Origin of the sequence: Rasiella sp. SM2506 (assembly GCF_050859505.1) — a bacterium.
In the GTDB taxonomy this organism is placed as follows: Bacteria; Bacteroidota; Bacteroidia; order Flavobacteriales; family Flavobacteriaceae; genus Marinirhabdus.
This window is the reverse complement of record NZ_CP193934.1, coordinates 1,702,728-1,723,727: the sequence shown is the minus strand read 5'-3', so window position 1 is coordinate 1,723,727 and position 21,000 is coordinate 1,702,728. Positions and strand designations below refer to the sequence as shown.

Sequence of the window (21,000 nt, the reverse complement as noted above, 5' to 3'; positions counted from 1 at the left end):
ATTTTAATTTACAAAGCTTAAATATGAATTTTTCAAACAAAAAAGTGTTAAAAAGCTACTATTACTTAGCCTGTGTACCACTTTTATTTTTTTATAGTTGCTCAAAACAGGCAAAAAAAACAGATTTTGATTTTGAAACTCGTTTTGAAACGACATTAGGACTAGAAACAGGAACGTATCAAGAAGTCATCACATTTTATAAAAATCTATCCGAAACACACCAAGCTATCGCTATGTACGATATGCAAAAAACAGATAGTGGAGAACCTTTGCATCTTGTAACTTTTAACCCGAATCGTTCCTTTGAATCTGAATTTTCTGAGAGTGATAAAAAAAGCATCATTCTAATTAACAATGGTATCCACCCAGGCGAAAGTGATGGTATAGATGCCAGTATGCTATTATTGCGCGATTTGGCAGAAGGAAAAATTGAGGCACCAAAAAACACCATTATTGCCGTGATACCTATCTATAATATTGGCGGCGCGTTAAACCGTAATTCTCACTCACGAACCAATCAGGACGGCCCCAAAGAATACGGCTTCAGAGGAAATGCCCGCAATTATGACCTCAATAGAGATTTTATAAAAGCAGATACGAAAAATGCGAACGCATTCGCTAATATTTTTAGGATTGTAAAACCAGCGTATTTTATAGACAACCACGTAAGTAATGGCGCAGACTACCAATATACGCTTACCCATTTGTTCACACAACATAATAAATTAGGGGGCAAACTGGGTGATTATGTAAACACATCATTTATGCCCAAACTAGAGGACAGCCTCCAAAAAAACAAATGGGACATCACCCCTTATGTGAATGTATTTAACAAATCTCCAGAAGCTGGTTTTACTCAATTTATGGACTCACCAAGATATTCCACAGGCTATACCACACTCTATGGAACTGTAGGGATGATGGTAGAAACACATATGCTGAAACCCTACAAACAAAGAGTTGAAGGCACGTACGAATTGATGAAACAATTTATAAAAATTGCCGATGAAGATTTTGAACTCGTTAAAAATTTAAAAAAGATAGATCAGGAGCTTTATAAGCCCGGGAATAGCTACCCTATTCAATGGCAAGTGGATAGTAGCAAAACGACAACTTTAGAATTCAAAGGATACGAAGCCACTCATATTCCCAGCGAAGTAACAGGACAAGAACGGTTAAAATTTGACCGCGAAAAACCTTTTACAAGAAAAGTCACATACTACAATAATTTTAAATTTTCGGAACGTATTACCATTCCCGAAAAATACATTATTCCACAGGGATATTGGTCTGTGATTGATTTGCTGAAACAAAATAAAATTGAATATACACAGGCCGAAAAAGACACTACAATTGCAGCTGAAGTGTATCATATAAAAGATTACAAAACGTACCAAAACCCCTATGAGGGTCATTACCCACATTACAACACCCAAGTTGAAGTAACCACAGAAAATGTTGCTATTAAGAAAGGAGATTATATTTTTAAAACAGACCAGGAAGGCGTTCGTTATGTATTAGAAACATTAGAGCCCGCAGCACAGGATTCATTTTTTAATTGGAATTTTTTCGACACTATCCTTCAGCAAAAGGAAGGTTTTTCACCGTACGTTTGGGAAGATAAAGCGCTGGAATTCTTAAACAAGAATCCTGAAATTAAAAAAGAATTTGAGGCAAAAAAAGACGAAGACCTTGCTTTTGCAAACAATTGGTACGCACAGTTAGATTGGATTCACAAAAAATCGCCAAATTACGAAACAGCACATTTACGCTATCCTATCGTTAGGGTGGGTGGTTAAATATTCCTTCGGGAAAAGTAGCTTTATATTTTCATAAGAATCTCGTAATGCTTTTTGAGCTTTTTCAAAATTCTTCCATTTTACTTTTTTAATACCCTCGTTCGCTTCAGGAATAAGTTCGCCGTCATAATCTGTATACATTTCATACCAATAGGTCACTTTTAACCTGAATTTATCGTTGCGCTTAAACACATGAAAAGTTTTTGTAATAAAGCGTTTCACCTGTAAATCTTTAACACCCGTTTCCTCCATGGTCTCCCGTACAGCAGCTTCTTCATACGTCTCCCCTTTCTCCACTTTGCCCTTGGGAAGATCCCATTTTGAATTTCTGCGAATAAATAAAATTTCATTCCTGGGATTGAAAACCATGCCGCCGCCAGCTTCAACTACCTTTAGCTTTTTATACAAAAAGCGCTCTAGTTTCTCTGGATTTTTGTGATACAAGTTTACATACAACAACTCACCTTCGTTAATTTTTTTAATGATTTTCTTCAACTTGGCCAACTTAATAGGAATAGACTTGTAGTTGTTGCCAATATTTTTTTCAGTAGAAAGAATTATTGGAATGTCTTTTACAAAAACTTTATACATTTGCAATATGATTTTACATAAAGAAACAGCTCACAAAACAGCTGAATTATTGTTGCAAATTAATGCAATAAAATTACAACCACAAAACCCTTTTACTTGGGCGTCTGGTTGGCAATCTCCAATTTACTGCGATAACCGCATTACACTCTCATATCCAATGATTAGGACCTATTTGCGTGAGCAAATTGCAAGACAAATTGAAGAACTGTACGGTAAACCAGATGCTATTGCAGGTGTTGCCACTGGTGCAATTGGCATTGGAATGTTAGTAGCAGACTTTCTAAATGTACCTTTTTGTTACGTACGTCCAGAAGCCAAAAAACACGGTCGCCAAAACAAAATTGAAGGTTTTGTAGAAAAAGGAGCAAATGTTGTCGTGGTAGAAGACCTTATAAGTACAGGAAAAAGTAGTCTACTCGCTGTAGAGGCACTTAAAGAAGCTGGTGTTACAGTAAAAGGAATGCTAGCTATTTTTACATATGGTTTTGATGTAGCTTCGGAAAATTTCAAAAAAGAAGAGATTACACTACACACCTTGAGTAATTATGAAAGCTTATTAGTGCAGGCCGAAAGATCACATTATATAAATGCAGATGAGGCTACCGTACTTTATCAATGGAGAAAAGATCCAGCCAACTGGAATCCAGCCGTTAAATTATAATACATTTTAAAATATCCTATGAAAATTGAAAGCAAAAAAGTGACCGTTCAGAAATCTGCAAATACCTTATGCTTGTATTTAAGCGATGTGAAAAATTTTGAACACCTAATGCCAGAAAATATAAGCAAATTTGAGGTGATTAATGAAAAAGCGTTTGTCTTTGCTTTAAAAGGTATGCCAGAGATTGCGCTGGAAGTTAAAGAAGTAAATTCGCCAAACCAGGTTGTGCTGGGTGCTATGAGCGACAAACTACCTTTTACACTTACAGGAAATATTTCTGAAGTTTCTGAAAGCACATCGACCGCAGTGCTTTTATTTGAAGGAGATTTTAACCCTATGATGAAAATGATGATAAAGGGCCCTATCACAAAATTTCTGGAAACATTAGCAAGCAATCTGGAAACGATTTAAACCTTCAGAATAATAACTTTATTTCTTTTAAACCATATTCGGTAAGTATATCGTCTTCATGCGCAACAAGTAATTTTCCTTGCCGGGACACGCCTTTTATAATTCCGTTTTTACGCTTATTTTGTGGGATTTCAAAAACGGAGATTTCATCCTTTCGGAATAAATGCGAATGATACTTTTCCCTCACAGCATCAAAATCTGAAACCTGTATCGTCGTTAGTTTTTCAAAAACGCTTTTGGCTACTCTTTGAAGTACTTCTTCCACACTGAAATTATTTCCTGTTGCTAATCTAAGAGAAGTAGCCTGTGGTAATTCAGCAAAAGAAGTTTCATTTACATTGAGACCAATTCCTAAGATACTTGAATCTATATAGTTCCCTTTTATTTGGTTTTCAATTAAAATACCTGCCAACTTTTGCCCGTGTGACATAATGTCGTTAGGCCACTTTATAGTTACTTTAGGAATATCAAGCTGCTGCAGGGCGTCTAAAACACCTAAAGAAACTACCATATTTAATAAAAACTGCTCGCTAACGAAGAGTTTTTCAAACCTTTTAAACAAGCTACAAGCAAGACTCTTACCCACTTGGCTTTGCCATACTGCACCATGTTGCCCCCTACCCTTTTCTTGATGGGTTGCAGTAACCACGAGCTCATCCTCAACCTGAGTATTGGCTACCATTTGCTTTAGGTAGGAATTTGTGGAGTCAATGGCATTAAGTTTGATTATATTCAATTGAAATAATTTAAAGTTACTTGCGCGTTGGAACGACGTTAAAGAAACAAAAAAGTGATAACTTTGCACAAATTAAATTCTGAATGTCAAAAAAAGAAAGCGACAAAGACATATTGATAGCCCATATCATTAAAGGTATTGAGGAAGTGAAAGGTCAGAATATAGAAATATTGGACCTTAGAGAGTTGGAAAATACCGTTTGCGATTACTTCATCATTTGCGATGGAACCTCTAACACACAGGTAAATGCCATCGCTAATTCCATACAAAAAACAGTTAGCAAAAGCTTAAAAGAAAAAGCTTGGCACATTGAAGGCGCCGAAAATTCTGAATGGATTTTAATGGATTATGTTCACATTGTGGTGCACGTCTTCCAAAAACACATTCGCGAATTGTACGATATTGAAGGCCTTTGGGGAGATGCCAAAATTGTTAAAATAGAAACCACTTACTAAAAATAAACACGCCGCATGGCTAAAGAAAATAAGAAACCTGAAGCGCGTAAACCTAAGTTTAACTACTTATGGATATACGCTGCTATATTTATTGTTGTAATCCTGTTTAGCCAATTTTTTGGTGGCGGACTTACACAGCCTAATAAAACTACTCAGTCCGACTTTCAGGCCTTCCTTCGTGATGGTGATATAGAGAAAGTGGAGATTGTAAACAAAAAAGTAGCCAAAATCTACTTAACTCAAGAGGCAAAGCAAAAAGAAATTCACTCCAAGAAAAACGACAATTCTTTATTGCCTGCAGGAGCTAACGAAGCTTCCTACCAATTTGAATTTGGCGATCTTCAGAATTTTGAAAACAGCATCAATACCATTAAAGCCGAAAATGATTTAAACACAAAAGTTGTTTGGGATACTGAAACCAATTTATTGGCCGAATTTTTACCGTCTATCATTTTCTTTGCTGTTATTATAGGTATTTGGATTTTCATTATGCGTCGTATGTCTTCAGGAGCTGGCGGTGGAGCTGGCGGGCAGATTTTCAATATAGGAAAGTCTAAGGCCAAACTTTTTGACGAAAAAATTGATGTAAAAACATCTTTTAAAGACGTTGCTGGTTTGGAAGGAGCGAAAGAGGAAGTTCAAGAAATTGTAGATTTTCTTAAAAATCCTGACAAGTATACCGCACTAGGTGGTAAAATTCCGAAAGGAGCTCTATTAGTGGGGCCTCCGGGAACAGGTAAAACTTTACTGGCAAGAGCCGTTGCTGGAGAAGCCCAAGTGCCATTTTTCTCTCTATCTGGATCAGATTTTGTGGAGATGTTTGTGGGAGTTGGTGCCTCTCGTGTACGTGACTTGTTTAAGCAAGCAAAAGAAAAATCACCTTCCATTATATTTATTGATGAAATTGATGCCATTGGTCGTGCAAGAGGAAAAAATAATTTTTCGGGCTCTAACGACGAGCGTGAAAATACATTAAACCAGTTATTGACCGAAATGGACGGTTTTGGCACCAATACCAACGTAATTGTGGTAGCTGCTACCAACCGTGCCGATGTTTTGGACAAAGCTTTAATGCGTGCGGGTCGTTTTGACCGTCAGATCTACGTAGACCTTCCAGACGTACGGGAGCGTAAAGAAATTTTTGAAGTTCACCTTCGTCCCATTGTACAAGACGATTCTCTTGATACCGATTTCTTAGCAAAACAAACCCCAGGATTCTCTGGAGCCGATATTGCAAACGTATGTAACGAAGCTGCTCTTATCGCTGCCCGTAAAGAAAAGAAAGCCGTGACTAAACAAGATTTCCTAGATGCTGTAGACAGAATAGTAGGTGGTCTTGAAAAGAAAAATAAAATTATTACACCAGACGAGAAAAAAGCAATTGCCTTTCACGAAGCGGGACACGCTACCGTTAGCTGGATGCTGGAACACGCGGCGCCACTAGTTAAAGTAACCATTGTACCTCGTGGTCAATCACTAGGCGCTGCCTGGTATTTGCCGGAAGAGCGCTTGATTGTTCGTCCCGAGCAAATGCTAGATGAAATGTGCGCCACTATGGGGGGTCGTGCAGCAGAACGGGTTATTTTCGATAAAATATCTACCGGAGCCTTGAGCGATCTTGAGAAAGTAACCAAACAAGCCCGCGCTATGGTTACAATTTATGGTTTGAATGAAAAGATTGGAAACTTAACATATTATGATTCTTCAGGACAGTCTGAATATAACTTCAGCAAACCCTATAGCGAAAAAACTGCGGAAGCTATTGATAAGGAAATCTCAAATATTATTGAAGAACAGTACCAACGTGCCATTAAATTGCTGGAAGAAAACAAAGATAAACTCACTTTGCTTGCTGAAGAATTGTTAGAAAAAGAAGTTATCTTTAAGGAAAGTTTAGAGCGTATTTTTGGAAGACGTCCCTTCCATAAACCGGAAGAAGTAAAGTTAACCGAAACTACGCCACCTATTATTCCGCCTTCCGAAGCAACTGGAACAAACACAATAGTAGACGAGCAATAGACGTTGTAATTCAATAAACTTTTAGTTTGTTGAACTTAAACTTTTACTAAGATTTTTTATCTTTACAGAATAAGACACTTACACTCCTCAATATTAGCATCATATGAGTCTATTTAAAAGACTTTTAAATCCTAACAAAAATAAAGCTTCAGAAAAAGAAGCAAGAGGCAAGTATTACCCAGAAGAAAAACTTCCTATAGACGAAAAGTTCACGTATAATTTTAACAAGAACGGTGGAAAATTTCTCTATTGCGAAAATATAGAAGAAATTTTAGAAGCTTTTGACAATATTCTTTTGGAAAATGACTGGTATGAAACAGACGTATTTTGTATCAATGAGCAGCTTATTTCAAGGTTTGACGGTTTTAACTTAACGTTCAGTAAAAAAGAAAAAGCTACTTTTTTTCTCTCAACTTGTGAAAGCTTGGTAGGAAATAATGGCTCTATTCTACTCTCTTCAAACCAAATGAAAGAGAAAAAGCTCCACGAACTACCAGACAACATCATCATCTTCGCCACTACAAGTCAATTAGTTGACACTATTAGTGAGGGGCTACGCATTATTAAAAACCAGTGTAAGGGTAAAATCCCTAGCAATATCACAACCATTCAAGACTTTGAAAGCAAGAAAGAAAAGGACTTCATGAGTTATGGAAGTAGCACAAAAAACTTATATTTGCTGCTTCTGGAAGACCTTTAATTTATGAAAGAACTTATCGTTCGGACCATTTCGGGATTACTCTATGTTGCTATCATTGTATTCTCGATGTACACTTCGCACGAATGGTTAATGCTACTATTTTTAATCCTTGCCGGAGTAACCCTTACCGAATTTTTACGTCTGGTACATCTTAAAAGCTATTTAGCCTATGCGCTGCTTTTAATATTCATGTATTTTCTAAGCTACGATATCTTTGACGAGAATGCCATTTACCTGTACCTCATCTTAACGTGTTTTGTAAATCTTTTTTTACTAAAGGATGTATTATGGACCACAAAAATCCCAATGTTCGAAAAGAAAAAGTATATCACTGTGATATTTTATGTGATTAGTGGTTTTATATTTCTTACGCTTATTCCCTTTCAGCAAGGCGATTTTTTCCCTAAGCTCATTATTGGTGTTTTTATCCTTATCTGGAGCAACGATGTGATGGCGTACATGGTGGGTAAAAACTTCGGAAAACATAAATTAATTGAACGGATTTCTCCCAACAAGACTGTAGAAGGCTTTTTGGGCGGTATTGCAGGGTCTATGTTAGCAGCATTTATTATCTTTAAATTTACAGAATTATACGACCTTTGGGTGTGGATTTGTTTGGCATTAATTGCCTCATTGTTTGGCACTATTGGCGATCTTATTCAGTCAAAATTCAAGCGTCAGGCAGGAGTTAAGGACAGTGGATCACTTATGCCAGGACACGGAGGATTATACGATAGGTTGGACAGCATTATGTATGCGAGTCCGTTTTTATATGCATTTTTATTAATTGTAGATTATGTTTCATAAAGAAGGCAATAGAATAATTGTAATCACCTTTTCTCTAGTTATCATCTTAAGTTTGATAGCTAATTACTTTGTGGGTGACCAGTTTTATAAAGGAGGAATTGTTTTAACTCTAGTGGTTTTTTTATTATTAATTCTTCAGTTTTTCAGAAACCCAAAAAGACATTTTCCCGTAAACAAAGACCACATATTATCACCCGTAGATGGAAAAGTAGTGGTAATAGAAGAAGTCTTCGAAAAGGAGTACTTCAAAGACAAACGCCTTCAGGTTTCTGTATTTATGTCTCCTATAAACGTACATGTTACGAGATATCCGGTAGGAGGAACTGTAACCTTCAGCAAATACCATCCAGGAAAATTTTTAGTAGCCTGGCACCCTAAATCCAGTGAAGAGAACGAACGCACCACTGTAGTTGTAAATTCTGAAACTTTTGGAGAAGTCTTACATAGACAAATAGCAGGAGCTTTGGCAAAGCGAATTGTAAACTATGCAAAACAAGGCGAACTTGTGGAACAAGCAAGCGATAGTGGTTTTATAAAATTTGGCTCTCGTGTAGACATTTACCTGCCCATAGGAACTAAAATAAATGTTGCTCTTAATGAAAAAGTGAAGGGTGGAATCACAGTGCTAGCAGAAAAATAAATGAATAGTGAAGAGCTCAATATCGCCTTTTTAAAAGCTGTGCAAAGCATTAACGAGCACAATGAGGCTTTTCCTGCAGATGTACTATTGCGCCTATATGCCTACTATAAAAAAGCCACCAACAGCGAAGACAGCTCTAGCGGAAGCAATCCAATTATTAGTGCTTTTAAGACAAATGCGCTATTTCAAACAAAAGATTTATCGGAGGATCAAGCTAAAGAAGCATACATTAACGCTGTAACTCAATATTTTCTGTATAGGAAATAATGCATAAAAAAAAATGACAACCTATAATAGCTGTCATTTTCTCCTTAAATTTTTATAGCACTACGACTGTTGTGCTTTGTTGAATTTTATTTCGTATTCTTCCATCGCATCCCGTATTTTATCTACATTATCCGAGGCTCTTTGATGTGCCGCTTCCATCACTTTTTCAAGATCCTTATCTGAGTTCTGAAAAAGATCTGTAATTACGTGATTAATCTTATCTATAATGCTTTCCTGGCTGTTTTTAATATCTTCCAGTTTATTCAGCATGGTTTGCATTTGGTCATATTTTGCTTGTTCCATAATACTTGGTTTTACAGCAAGATACAGACAATACTAGCCTAGAAATATCGATTTAACGCGATTTTAGAACAATTTAAAACTTTTTAACGGCTTTTAGCTATTGCAATCCTGCCAGACTCGCCTTAATTGTTTCAATTTTTGCAAGTGCATCGGCTTCTTTTTGTTTTTCTATGGCAACCACTTGTTCTGGCGCGCCAGCAACAAAACGCTCGTTGCTCAACTTTTTCTGAACACTTTTTAAGAAACCTTCGTTGTATTTTAGTTCTTCGGAAAGTTTCCCGATTTCTTCTTCAACATTAATAGCACCTTCAATTGGGATGAAGTATTCGTTCGATTTTACTCTGAACGTTAACGCTCCCTCCACAGCAGCGTCTACATACTGTAGTGCTGAAATATTCCCCAATTTTGAAATCACCGCATCAAACTGCGTACTGGTCTTATCGTTATTGATAACCGAAAGTGAAATAGCATCTTTGAATGAAATGTTCTTTTGCTTTCTAATAGTTCTGATACCTGAAATTACTTCGGCAGCTACATCAAAATCCTTAATCAACTGCTCGTCATACTCTGATGGTTTTGGCCACTCTGATACAATCAACGCATCTTTTGGAGCTCTTTCAGCAATATGCTGCCAGATTTCTTCACTGATAAAAGGCACAAATGGGTGTAGTACTTTTAAGTTTTCTTCCAAAATAGAAAGCACCTCAGCATACGTTTCCGAAGCAATAGGTTGCTCATACCCAGGTTTTACCATTTCCAGCAACCAGGAACAGAAATCGTCCCATACCAGTTTATAGGTAGCCATTAACGCATCACTGATTCTGTATTTGCTGTAGTGATCTTCAATTTCGGCAAGCACTTTTTGAAACTTATTTTTATACCAGGTAATCGCAATTTTTGAAGCCTCTGTTGCTTGTTCAGTTTCTGAAACTTCCCAACCATCGATCAAACGGTAGGCATTCCATATTTTATTTACGAAACCACTCCCCTGCTTACACAAGTCCTCTTCAAACATTAAATCGTTTCCTGCGGGAGAGCTCAACAGCATCCCCACACGCACACCGTCTGCGCCGTATTTATTCATAAGCTCAATTGGATCTGGTGAGTTTCCAAGGGATTTACTCATCTTTCGGCGTTGCTTATCGCGTACAATACCGGTTAAATACACATTGGTGAATGGTTTTTCACCACGGTATTCATACCCGGCAATAATCATACGGGCTACCCAGAAAAACAGAATTTCCGGCGCGGTTACCAGATCGTTTGTAGGATAATAGTACTTTATTTCGTCATTATCTGGCTCTACAATTCCATTAAAAACGCTAATGGGCCATAACCAGGACGAGAACCAAGTATCCAGGGCGTCTGGGTCTTGTTTTAAATCTGAAATCGTCAAACTATCATTCCCCATTTTTTCCTTCGCCAATGGCAATGCCTCCTCTAGAGTTTCAGCAACCACAAAATCTTCTTTACCATCCCCATAAAAATAGGCTGGAATTTGGTGTCCCCACCATAATTGGCGAGAGATATTCCAATCGCGAACGTTCTCCATCCAATGGCGATAGGTGTTGATAAATTTTTCCGGAACCAAGTTTACATCTTTCTCCAACACGGCGTCCAAAGCAGGTTGCGCCAACTCTTTCATACTAAGAAACCACTGGTCACTTAACCTAGGCTCAATAACAGCGCCTGTTCTTTCGCTGGTCCCTATTTTATTGGTATGCTGTTCTGTCTTCGCCAACACCCCTAAATCCTCTAATTCTTTTACTATTTCCTTACGGGCCACAAAGCGGTCTTTTCCCTGATAGTGCATCCCGAAGCTATTCAACGTAGCATCGTCATTAAAAATATCGATTACTTCAAGCTTGTGTTTATCTCCAAGCACTTTATCATTTTCGTCATGGGCTGGTGTCACTTTTAAGCATCCTGTACCAAACTCTACATCTACATAGTCATCTTCAATAATAGGAATGACACGGTTACAAATAGGCACAATAGCCTTTTTGCCTCTTAAATGTGTAAAACGCTCATCATTTGGGTTGATACAAATGGCTGAATCTCCCATAATCGTTTCAGGACGCGTGGTGGCTATGGTTAAATACTCTTCAGATCCTTCAATTTTATAGTTTAAATAATAGAGATTCCCTTGTTTCTCTACATAATTTACCTCTTCGTCACTTAAGGTGGTTTTCGCCTCTGGGTCCCAATTTACCATTCGGTAGCCACGGTACACCTTTCCTTTGTTATATAAATCCACAAAAACCTTGATAACCGATTTAGACAAATCTTCATCCATGGTAAATTTGGTACGTTCCCAATCGCACGAAGCACCTAGTTTTTTAAGTTGTTCCAGAATAATCCCACCGTGTTTATGGGTCCATTCCCAGGCGTGTTCTAAAAATTCATCACGGGTTAGGTTACTTTTTTCAATGCCATCTTCTTTCAGTTTGGCTACTACTTTAGCTTCCGTAGCTATAGAAGCATGGTCTGTCCCTGGCACCCAACAAGCATTAAAGCCTTTTAATCTAGCACGACGTATTAACACATCCTGTAGTGTATTATTTAACATATGGCCCATATGCAACACACCCGTCACGTTTGGGGGTGGGATAACAATAGTGTAAGGTTCTTTTTCGTTCACTTCTGAATGAAAATACCCATGCTCCATCCAGTAGTCATACCACTTGTCTTCAACCGATTGCGGGTTATATTTTGCAGCTAATGCCATAGTTTGGTCTAATTTTTGAAATAGAGTGCAAAAATAGCACTTACTGTACTATTATAAAATTATTAAAGTGAATAACTTGGTTTGCAGGTTGCGTAAAAGTTGCCTACATTAGCCATACCAAAATCTTAGAAATTATGAAAAAATTAGTATTAATAGCCGTTGTTTTATTTGCAGGAGTTGCAATGAACGCACAGGCTAAGTTTAAATTTAAGACCGAAACTATCGATTATGGTAAAGTTGCCAAAGGAAGTGACGGTGTGCGTGTTTTTGAATTCACAAATGTTGGAGACCAGCCCTTGGTAGTATCTGACGTGAAATCGAGCTGTGGATGTACAATCCCTAAAAAGCCAAAAGGACCTGTAGCACCTGGTGAAACTGGTATTATTGAAGTTAAATATGATACTCAAAATAAAGTAGGTCCTATTAGAAAGACTGTAACAGTATATTCTAATGCAGACGAGCCTGTAAAGGCGCTTACTATTAAAGGTGAAGTATTAGCAGAAGGACAAAGTGTTATGCAGTAAATCTTTACGCAACATATAAAATTACAAAGCCGATTCTTAAAGGAATCGGCTTTTTTTATAGCATTTTACGGAGCTTAAATTTATTTTTTATTTGTTTACCATCACGCTCCACCACCATGTAAATAGTTCTATTTGCTTTGGAACTGAATAAAGCCGACAGCTCATACAATTTATATTTATAGGCAAGTTTGTTATTTACTGAAACTACTTCATCGCCTTTCAAGAAACCCGCTTGAGCACCTGGCGAACCAACTCTCAGCTCAGCAATCACAATTCTTGGGGCTAAAAAAAACGAATATGCAGGGCTTACCGGAATAGTCACAGAACCATTATTGCGATCGCTCTGACTTAAATTTAAGGAACCAGTCCTAAAATCCTGCACATCTCTAACCGTTACCGTACCCTCATGCTGTAATGTAATTCCTGCCATATTATAATAAAAAGGTTTCGAAAAATTAGCGTTTTTCTTTAAGTACATTTTTTCATTTTCGTAATCTATCCATACCATAAAACGCTTTAAAATTGCAGCTCCTAAACTTCCGTGTCTATGTTTAAAAAATACAATATTTTGAAGTGCATCTTTGTCTGGAAAAGAGGTGCTCACATTTTTCAAGCTATAATCGCCGATCACAACTTCATCAATTTTGGAGCGCTTTCCAAAAATATTCCCACTTAAGCCCAACCCTAGAAAATCGTCAAAATAGTTTTTTGGTGTTTCTGAAATATATTTTTTCTCCCTGAAAAGCCATAGTCCATCACTAGAGCCAGAATCTATAAGCAGCGGTATATTCTGAAATCCGTTTTCTCCTGAAACTTTAACCGAAACAAATGGCTTATTAGCATAAAACTCAAGATCAAATTCTTCATACCTACGCCAAGGCTGTCTTTTGGAGAGCTCCGGATTGTAAATGGTTAATTTCTTAGCAATATAATCGGTTTTTACTACAAAATTTTTAAAGAAATCGTACCCTAAGATTCCGTGTATAGGCACTCCCATCCTTGAAGAAAAATTAAGAGATTCATCAAAAACTACATATAATGAATGCGTCATGTCCAGTGCCTTCCCAACCCGTAACGTATTATTTTTACTCTCTAGTGCATCAATACTTTCACCAGCTCCAAGGCCTCTAATTTTAGTTGGAATTGCATTGTTTAAGCTTAGAGAGTCATTTTCGGAAATACTAAACACCAAAGTGGTATTTACTCCCGTGTCCAATAAAAAAGAGAGTTTGGTGCCATTGAGTTCCACAGGAACAATTACCAGATTGTTTACCAATTCAAACTTTATCTTATCACTTTTTACACCTTTTGGAAGCACAAAGCCTTCCTGAGCAATCATAATTTGACTCCCTAAAAGCAACAGTATTATTTGCAGTAAAAATCTATATACTAAGAATGTCTGCATACGCTTCAAGATAAAAAAATTAACCTATCTCCCATTACAAGTACGTGTATTTATGGAATATATTTCGCAACTTTGTTTCTTAATATAAAATGTATGCCAGCAGTATCCTCAAAAGGCGCTAGAATGCCAGAGTCACCCATTAGAAAATTGGTGCCGTATGCCGAAATCGCCTATAAAAATAATAAAACCGTTTACCACTTAAATATTGGTCAGCCAGACATAAAAAGTCCGCAGATAGCCATGGATGCCGTTGCACATCACAATTTGGAAATACTGGCGTATACTCGTTCTGAAGGATCTGAGCCCTACCGCGAAAAAATTGCCGCGTATTACAATCGTAATAACATTATGGTGAACGCAAGTGATATTATAGTTACAACTGGTGGTAGCGAAGCATTATTATTCGCTATGGGAACTATTGCAGATCAAGAAGATGAGATTATTATTCCAGAACCTTTTTATGCCAATTATAATGGCTTTGCAACGGCGAGTGGTATAAAAATTGTCCCTGTAATTTCAAAAATTGAAGATAATTTTGCCTTGCCTCCTATTTCAGAATTTGAAAAATTAATTACTCCAAAAACAAAGGCTATCTTAATTTGTAATCCTGGGAATCCCACAGGATATCTATATTCCAAAGAAGAAATTGAATCTTTAGCCAAAATTGTAAAAAAACACAATCTTTTTCTGGTTGCAGACGAAGTATATCGTGAGTTCACTTATGATGGACTTAAACATTATTCCATACTGGAAATGGAAGGTATCGCAGAAAATGGAATTATTATAGATTCAGTTTCAAAACGTTACAGTATGTGTGGCGCTCGCATTGGTTGTTTGGTTTCACGAAATAAAGAGGTGATACAGACCGCATTAAAATTTGCTCAAGCAAGACTAAGTCCGCCTACATTCGCTCAAATTGCAAGCGAAGCTGCACTGAACACACCACAAAGCTATTTTGACGAAGTAATTGTAGAATACAAGGAACGTCGGGACATTCTCATCGAGCTTTTGGAAGCAATTCCAGGAGTACAAGTAGGGCATCCCAAAGGTGCGTTTTACTGCATTGCACAGCTACCTGTAAAAGATAGTGACCTCTTTGCACAATGGCTTCTGGAGGAGTTTGATGTAGAGGGAGAAACGGTTATGGTAGCACCTGCTGCTGGCTTTTATTCTAGCGAAGGTGTTGGTAAAAATCAAATACGGATTGCATACGTACTTGAAAAAGAAAGCTTGATAAAAGCGGTAAACATATTAAAAGCCGCTCTAAAAGAATACCGCGATTAATGCAGATAGAAACAAAAAAATCTCTAAAAAATTACAATACTTTTGGTATCGACGTAGTAGCTGAAAGATTTGTTTCGGTGAAGTCTGTCAATGAATTAGTAGATATTCTAACGAAGCATACCAACGAGCCCTTATTTTTATTAGGCGGAGGCAGCAATATGCTTTTAACCAAAACGGTAGAATCCTTAGTAATTCATCTGGATTTAAAAGGAATTTCGGTTGTTTCAGAAAACGAAGCCACTGTTCAACTAAAGGTAATGGCTGGCGAAAACTGGCACGAGTTTGTACAATATTGCATCAAAAATAATTACGGCGGCATCGAAAATATGTCGCTTATTCCTGGAAATACCGGCACGGCACCCATTCAAAACATTGGGGCATATGGAGTGGAATTGAAAGACACTTTTGTAAGTTGTGAAGCGCTTCAAATAAAAACGCAAACGCTTGAAATATTCAGTAAAGCAGCTTGTAACTTTGGGTATCGCAATTCGGTTTTTAAAAATGAATTGAAAGGCGAATATATCATTACGAGTGTCACCTTTCAGCTTACTAAAAAAAATCACCAATTGCATACAGGATATGGCGCAATTCAAGATCAATTAGCTTCGAAAAATATTAAAAACCCATCCATTAAAGACCTCTCAGAAGCTGTTATAGCCATCCGCCAATCTAAGTTGCCAGATCCAAAACAATTGGGAAATAGCGGTAGTTTTTTTAAGAATCCGGTGATTTCAGCAAAAGAATTTCAAGTATTCAGAACCCAGAATCCAGGAGCACCCTTTTACGAAGTTTCTCCAGAAGCGTTTAAAATTCCCGCGGGTTGGCTTATTGAAAAAGCAGGTTTTAAAGGCAAACGTTTCGGTGACGCTGGCGTACATAAAAAACAAGCGTTAGTTTTGGTAAACTACGGGAATGCAACTGGTGAAGAAATTTGGGAACTTGCGTTAGAAATTCAGAAAAAGGTAAAAGCTCAGTTTGGTATCTTCATACAGCCTGAGGTGAACATTATCTAATTTTTTCAGCATCTATTTCAAAACAGCATCTACAACGTGTAAAACTCCGTTGCTTGCCATAATATCACTTTTCTTCACTTTTGCCGTAGCGCCCGTTTTGTTAGTAAGTATAATATCGTTCCCATCCATAGTAGCTGTAAGTTTATCGCCAGTAAGCGTTGTAAGCTCTACTTTGGCACTCTTTTTAAGTGCTTGCACCAATGTACTGGAATCCATACTACCTACAACAATATGATTTTTAAGCAATGTCACCAATTCTTCTTTTTGATCGGGATTGTTTGTGACATTATATTTTTCAGTAAAAACCCCAAACGACTCGTTATTAGGTGCAAAAACGGTGAATTTTGAAGAAGGAGACAGCAACGTATCTGCTATGCCTGCACTCGTCATAAACCTAATAAAGCTTTTAGTGTCGCTATTAACCGAAACTTTACTCCAAAGACTATTTACTTTATCGCTCTGCTCTGGCGTCAACACCCTTTTTTTAACTTCCTTTTTAGTCGTCATCTCAGAAGTGGTGTTGGTTACTTTTTCTTCAGTATCATTTTTGCAAGAAAATAATAGTGTTGTGGCTAATAGCCCTATAGATACTAATTGGTAGTGTTTCATTTTATATGTTTTTTCTAAAAGCTAAAAATAACTAAATTTCTAAGGCATCAAAAAGAAAGATTGTATTTTTGTACCCAAATTGCACCTTATGGAACTCTTACTTATCACAATTGCACTTTTATTATTGGCAGTCGCTGGGATTGCTATAAAAATATGGGCAAAGAAAGACGGCAAATTTGCAGGTACTTGCGCAAGTCAAAGTCCATTTTTAAACAAAGAGGGTGATGCCTGTGGATTTTGTGGAAAAACTCCAGACCAGTTCGAGAACTGCGAAGAAGAAGTACACACCTCATAAATCCTGATTTTTTGGTAGCCCTGCGCCTATGATTTTACTCTACGCACTGGCAAGTATTGCCCTTATTAATTGTTGCTATTATTTGCTATTTTCAAAATTTGCTTTTGCCTCACCTTCTGAAATCGTATCGAAGAAATGCTATCCCGTTTCAGTAATCATATGTGCTAAAAATGAAGCTGAAAATCTTTCAGAAAATATACCTTTTATCCTTTCCCAAGAGTATCCAGATTTTGAACTTATTTTAATTAATGATGCTTCAAGCGACAACACGTTTGACATTATGGAACAAATTGCCAAAAATGATGCTAGAGTAAAGTTGGTAAATGTGAAAAATAATGAAGCTTTTTGGGGTAATAAAAAATATGCGCTCACATTAGGCATAAAAAAATCTTTGAACAAAAGAATGCTCTTCACGGATGCCGACTGCAAACCTGCATCAAACCAGTGGCTTCGAGAAATGAGTGGTCTGCTTGACACGAACACACAAATAGTACTAGGCTACGGGGCGTATCAAAAACACAAGAGCATGCTTAATAGTCTTATCCGGTTTGAGACATTACTAACTGCCATACAATACTTTGCATATGCAAAAGCTGGAATACCTTATATGGGTGTGGGCAGAAATCTGGCCTATACCAGCAAGTTATATTACGACAATAATGGCTTTATGAGCCACATACAACTTCCTTCTGGAGATGATGATTTGTTTGTAAACGAAACTGCCACCTCTAAAAATACAGCTATCTGCTATTCCGAAGAAAGTTTTACCATCTCAAAACCCAAAACAACCTTTAAAAGTTGGATTACTCAAAAGAGACGCCATATAACAACGGCAAAATTCTATAAGCCAAAACACAAAATTGCGCTTGGACTTTACTATGCAACCAACCTCCTATTTTGGCTACTGCTTCCTGTTTGTTTTGCGCTGACCTCTTGGAAAATAACACTTTTAATTTTGGCATTTAGATTGTTGGTGCAGTATATTATTATGGGTAAAGCAGCACAAAAACTAAAAGAAAACAACCTCATTCCTTTCATCCCTTTTTTAGAATTGTTTTTAATTTGGGTGCAATTAAGTATCTTTATTTTTAATAGTAGCGCAAAACCCACCCGTTGGAAATAACTGAAGAATACATCCAAGAAAAGATAGAAAGTGCTAAAAATGGCAAACAAGGAGCGTTCAATTTTTTACTACATCACTATTGGAATCAAGTGTATGGGTTTCAATTAAAAAGGATCCATAACGAGTACGAAGCCGAAGAAATCACCATAGAAACCTTCAGCAAAGCGTTCGACAAACTGGACACATATAATTCGTCCTATACCTTTGGCACCTGGCTCACTACCATCTCCAAGAATATTCAAATAGACCGGCATAGAAAGAAAAGCACTTCCATTTTTTCTAAAACTGCCGACACAAGCGAGGAGTTATTCAGGAAAATTCCCGATCACGCACCTACTGCCGAAGACAAGCTCATTACAGAGCAGAATTTAGCCGAATTATTACGCTTTATCAAGCAGTTAAAACCCCATTATCAAGACGTTATAAACCTGAGGTATTTTCAGGAAATGTCCTATAACGAAATTTCCGAAAATCTTGAAGAACCTTTAAACAATGTAAAAGTACGATTGTTAAGAGCCAGAAAACTTCTGGCGGAAATCATTAAATCAAATAGTTTACTTTAAAAAGCTTACTAAAAAACTAAGGTAGCGAAGCAGTAGTATCCTCGTCGTCATCAGGTTTCGGAATCTTTTAATATTCCAGACAGAAACCTATCACAATACATAATGTAACCATAGACAATCTTGACGTTAGAACTTTCTACTTAGAATTTATAAAATTGTATCTTTGTCCTATACTATGAGCACAGAAACCTTAACACCTACAAGACCTACCCCAAAGCCCAAATGGCTTCGTGTAAAGTTACCAACTGGCAGAAAATACACGGAACTACGTGGTTTGGTAGATAAGTACGATCTTCATACTATTTGCACCTCTGGAAGCTGCCCTAATATGGGCGAATGCTGGACAGAAGGAACGGCAACGTTTATGATTTTAGGGAATGTGTGTACGCGTTCTTGTGGCTTTTGCGGTGTAAAAACCGGCAGACCCGAAACCATAGATTGGGACGAGCCCGAAAAGGTTGCCCGCTCTATTAAGTTAATGGAAATTAAACATGCCGTAGTTACCTCTGTAGATCGTGACGATTTAAAGGATATGGGTTCCATTATTTGGGCCGAAACCGTGAAGGCAATTCGCCGTATGAATCCAGAAACCACTTTGGAAACTCTTATTCCAGACTTTCAAGGTGTTACAAAACATATAGACCGCATTATTGAAGTAGCCCCAGAGGTAGTATCACACAATATGGAAACTGTTAAGCGTCTCACCCGTGAAGTGCGCATACAAGCAAAATATGAACGTAGCCTTGAAGTACTTCGGTATTTGAAAGCTGAAGGTATTACCCGCACAAAAAGCGGAATTATGCTTGGACTAGGCGAAAAAGAAGAGGAAGTTTTGCAAACGATGGAAGATTTAAGAAGTGTACATCTAGACATTGTAACAATTGGTCAATATCTTCAACCCTCTAAAAAACACCTTCCTGTAAAAGAATTTATCACACCAGAGCAGTTCAAAAAATATGAAACTATTGGTTTAGAAATGGGTTTCCGACACGTGGAAAGTGGCCCTTTGGTTCGGTCTTCCTACAAAGCTCAAAAGCACTTAACGTAATTTAAAACAACAATGGCAGCAAAAATTAAAGTTGGCATTAACGGTTTTGGACGTATAGGCCGCACACTCTTCCGCAGTTTATTGCATCATCCAGATATTGAATTGGTAAAGGTGAACGATATTGCAGACACCAAAACCTTAGCACACCTCTTAAAGTATGATAGCATTCACGGTGTTTTAAAAGAACCTATTGAAATTACTTCAAATGGCATTATAGTCGCTGGAAATGAAATTTACTTTTCAGCAGAGAAAAATATAGCCAATATAGACTGGCTAGATGCTGAAATAGTAATTGAAGCTACTGGAAAATTCAAAGAGAAAATACAGCTACAAAAGCATCTGCAAGGCAACGTCAAAAAAGTAATTTTATCGGTTCCCCCTTTAGAAGACAGTATTAAAACAGTTGTCTTTGGAGTGAACGAGTCTGTAATTACTGCTGAAGATACTATAATTTCCAATGCGTCTTGTACCACAAATAATGCCGCTCCTATGCTTCAGGTGATAGATAAATTATGCGGCATTAAACAAGCATACATTACTACCGTACATAGTTACACCACAGACCAAAGCTTACACGACCAACCCCATCGTGATTTGCGAAGAGCACGTGCGGCGGGACAATCAATTGTACCTACCACAACAGGCGCTGCAAAAGCTTTGACAAAAATTTTCCCACATCTTTCTAATTTTATTGGAGGTTGTGGCATAAGAGTTCCTGTTCCCAATGGTTCTTTATGCGACATTACGTTGAATGTTACAAAAGAAGTTTCTATTGAAACTATTAATCAGGCTTTCAAAGAAGCTTCAGAAAGGGATCTCAAAGGAATTCTTCAATATACCGAAGATCCTATTGTCTCAATAGATATTGTAGGCAATACGCATTCTTGTATTTTCGATGCTGGAATGACTTCAGTAATAGGCACTATGGTGAAAATTATTGGCTGGTATGATAATGAAGTGGGCTATTCATCAAGAATAGTAGATTTAATCCTTCATGTTTCAAGGAAATAAGTATATTT

The 21,000-nt window shown here is 37.3% G+C and carries 23 protein-coding genes; 17 read left to right on the top strand and 6 right to left on the bottom strand.

The genetic code is table 11. From position 1 onward, the window contains the following. Nucleotides 1–23: 23 nt before the first annotated feature. A complete protein-coding gene (locus ACQ2HF_RS07765) occupies nt 24–1,799 on the top strand; it encodes a M14 family metallopeptidase (RefSeq protein ID WP_432412956.1) in 1,776 nt (591 codons plus the stop codon). On the opposite strand, the gene ACQ2HF_RS07760 is transcribed toward ACQ2HF_RS07765, so the two are convergent. Then, the gene (locus ACQ2HF_RS07760) at nt 1,767–2,390 is read right to left on the bottom strand and encodes an NUDIX hydrolase (protein WP_432412955.1); all 624 of its coding nucleotides are present in this window, start codon (nt 2,388–2,390) and stop codon (nt 1,767–1,769) included. The two genes, ACQ2HF_RS07765 and ACQ2HF_RS07760, sit on opposite strands and share 33 nt — an antisense overlap. Nucleotides 2,391–2,397: 7 nt before the next feature. Here ACQ2HF_RS07760 and pyrE point away from each other — a divergent pair, with 7 nt between their 5' ends. Together pyrE and ACQ2HF_RS07750 are read left to right on the top strand one after the other, a co-directional pair. Further along, nucleotides 2,398–3,051, top strand: a complete 654-nt coding sequence (gene pyrE / locus ACQ2HF_RS07755) for an orotate phosphoribosyltransferase (RefSeq protein WP_432412954.1) — start codon at nt 2,398–2,400, stop codon at nt 3,049–3,051. Nucleotides 3,052–3,069: 18 nt separating this feature from the next. Next, nucleotides 3,070–3,462 carry an SRPBCC family protein gene (locus tag ACQ2HF_RS07750; RefSeq protein ID WP_432412953.1) on the top strand — a complete coding sequence of 131 codons (393 nt, stop codon included), beginning with the start codon at nt 3,070–3,072 and terminating at the stop codon, nt 3,460–3,462. Nucleotides 3,463–3,466: 4 nt separating this feature from the next. On the opposite strand, the gene ACQ2HF_RS07745 is transcribed toward ACQ2HF_RS07750, so the two are convergent. Next, the gene (locus ACQ2HF_RS07745; protein WP_432412952.1) at nt 3,467–4,198 is read right to left on the bottom strand and encodes a biotin--[acetyl-CoA-carboxylase] ligase; all 732 of its coding nucleotides are present in this window, start codon (nt 4,196–4,198) and stop codon (nt 3,467–3,469) included. A gap of 83 nt (nt 4,199–4,281) precedes the next feature. Between ACQ2HF_RS07745 and rsfS the strand changes: the two genes are divergently transcribed. From rsfS to ACQ2HF_RS07715, 6 genes are all read left to right on the top strand, one after another. Then, nucleotides 4,282–4,653 (top strand): ribosome silencing factor, encoded by a 372-nt coding sequence (gene rsfS / locus ACQ2HF_RS07740; RefSeq protein ID WP_432412951.1) that lies wholly within the window; start codon nt 4,282–4,284, stop codon nt 4,651–4,653. A 15-nt stretch (nt 4,654–4,668) separates the two neighbouring features. Further along, on the top strand, nt 4,669–6,672 hold the full coding sequence (gene ftsH / locus ACQ2HF_RS07735) for an ATP-dependent zinc metalloprotease FtsH (protein ID WP_432412950.1): 2,004 nt from the start codon (nt 4,669–4,671) through the stop codon (nt 6,670–6,672). A 103-nt stretch (nt 6,673–6,775) separates the two neighbouring features. Then, a complete protein-coding gene (locus tag ACQ2HF_RS07730) occupies nt 6,776–7,372 on the top strand; it encodes an LUD domain-containing protein (RefSeq protein ID WP_432412949.1) in 597 nt (198 codons plus the stop codon). Nucleotides 7,373–7,375: 3 nt separating this feature from the next. Further along, entirely contained in the window at nt 7,376–8,179 is an 804-nt protein-coding gene (locus ACQ2HF_RS07725; protein WP_432412948.1) for a phosphatidate cytidylyltransferase, read from the top strand. Further along, nucleotides 8,169–8,819, top strand: coding sequence for a phosphatidylserine decarboxylase family protein (locus tag ACQ2HF_RS07720; protein ID WP_432412947.1), 651 nt, complete (start codon nt 8,169–8,171; stop codon nt 8,817–8,819). The genes ACQ2HF_RS07725 and ACQ2HF_RS07720 overlap by 11 nt, the downstream gene beginning before the upstream one ends. After that, nucleotides 8,820–9,086: an acyl-CoA-binding protein gene (locus ACQ2HF_RS07715; protein WP_432412946.1), complete on the top strand. Its 267-nt coding sequence runs from the start codon at nt 8,820–8,822 to the stop codon at nt 9,084–9,086. 60 nt (nt 9,087–9,146) lie between these two features. Here ACQ2HF_RS07715 and ACQ2HF_RS07710 read toward each other — a convergent pair whose 3' ends face one another. Continuing rightward, nucleotides 9,147–9,389: a hypothetical protein gene (locus tag ACQ2HF_RS07710; protein WP_432412945.1), complete on the bottom strand. Its 243-nt coding sequence runs from the start codon at nt 9,387–9,389 to the stop codon at nt 9,147–9,149. A gap of 97 nt (nt 9,390–9,486) precedes the next feature. Continuing rightward, a complete protein-coding gene (locus tag ACQ2HF_RS07705; RefSeq protein WP_432412944.1) occupies nt 9,487–12,117 on the bottom strand; it encodes a valine--tRNA ligase in 2,631 nt (876 codons plus the stop codon). A 134-nt stretch (nt 12,118–12,251) separates the two neighbouring features. Here ACQ2HF_RS07705 and ACQ2HF_RS07700 point away from each other — a divergent pair, with 134 nt between their 5' ends. Next, nucleotides 12,252–12,641 (top strand): DUF1573 domain-containing protein, encoded by a 390-nt coding sequence (locus ACQ2HF_RS07700; RefSeq protein ID WP_432412943.1) that lies wholly within the window; start codon nt 12,252–12,254, stop codon nt 12,639–12,641. Between the two features lie 55 nt (nt 12,642–12,696). Here the strand turns inward: ACQ2HF_RS07700 and ACQ2HF_RS07695 are convergent, their stop codons facing one another. After that, on the bottom strand, nt 12,697–14,046 hold the full coding sequence (locus ACQ2HF_RS07695; protein WP_432412942.1) for an aspartyl protease family protein: 1,350 nt from the start codon (nt 14,044–14,046) through the stop codon (nt 12,697–12,699). Between the two features lie 93 nt (nt 14,047–14,139). Between ACQ2HF_RS07695 and ACQ2HF_RS07690 the strand changes: the two genes are divergently transcribed. Further along, nucleotides 14,140–15,330 (top strand): pyridoxal phosphate-dependent aminotransferase, encoded by a 1,191-nt coding sequence (locus tag ACQ2HF_RS07690; RefSeq protein WP_432412941.1) that lies wholly within the window; start codon nt 14,140–14,142, stop codon nt 15,328–15,330. Beyond that, the gene (gene murB / locus ACQ2HF_RS07685) at nt 15,330–16,343 is read left to right on the top strand and encodes a UDP-N-acetylmuramate dehydrogenase (protein ID WP_432412940.1); all 1,014 of its coding nucleotides are present in this window, start codon (nt 15,330–15,332) and stop codon (nt 16,341–16,343) included. The genes ACQ2HF_RS07690 and murB overlap by 1 nt, the downstream gene beginning before the upstream one ends. 12 nt (nt 16,344–16,355) lie before the next feature. Here the strand turns inward: murB and ACQ2HF_RS07680 are convergent, their stop codons facing one another. Then, a complete protein-coding gene (locus tag ACQ2HF_RS07680; protein WP_432412939.1) occupies nt 16,356–16,952 on the bottom strand; it encodes a fasciclin domain-containing protein in 597 nt (198 codons plus the stop codon). A gap of 88 nt (nt 16,953–17,040) precedes the next feature. Here ACQ2HF_RS07680 and ACQ2HF_RS07675 point away from each other — a divergent pair, with 88 nt between their 5' ends. From ACQ2HF_RS07675 to gap, 5 genes are all read left to right on the top strand, one after another. Beyond that, entirely contained in the window at nt 17,041–17,247 is a 207-nt protein-coding gene (locus tag ACQ2HF_RS07675) for a membrane or secreted protein (protein WP_432412938.1), read from the top strand. A 28-nt stretch (nt 17,248–17,275) separates the two neighbouring features. Beyond that, complete coding sequence (locus ACQ2HF_RS07670) at nt 17,276–18,370, top strand: glycosyltransferase (RefSeq protein ID WP_432412937.1); 1,095 nt, start codon at nt 17,276–17,278, stop codon at nt 18,368–18,370. Continuing rightward, on the top strand, nt 18,361–18,933 hold the full coding sequence (locus ACQ2HF_RS07665) for an RNA polymerase sigma factor (protein WP_432412936.1): 573 nt from the start codon (nt 18,361–18,363) through the stop codon (nt 18,931–18,933). The genes ACQ2HF_RS07670 and ACQ2HF_RS07665 overlap by 10 nt, the downstream gene beginning before the upstream one ends. Before the next feature lie 175 nt (nt 18,934–19,108). Then, entirely contained in the window at nt 19,109–19,981 is an 873-nt protein-coding gene (gene lipA, locus ACQ2HF_RS07660; RefSeq protein WP_432412935.1) for a lipoyl synthase, read from the top strand. 12 nt (nt 19,982–19,993) lie between these two features. Beyond that, entirely contained in the window at nt 19,994–20,992 is a 999-nt protein-coding gene (gap, locus tag ACQ2HF_RS07655) for a type I glyceraldehyde-3-phosphate dehydrogenase (RefSeq protein WP_432412934.1), read from the top strand. The last annotated feature ends 8 nt before the right edge of the window (nt 20,993–21,000 follow it).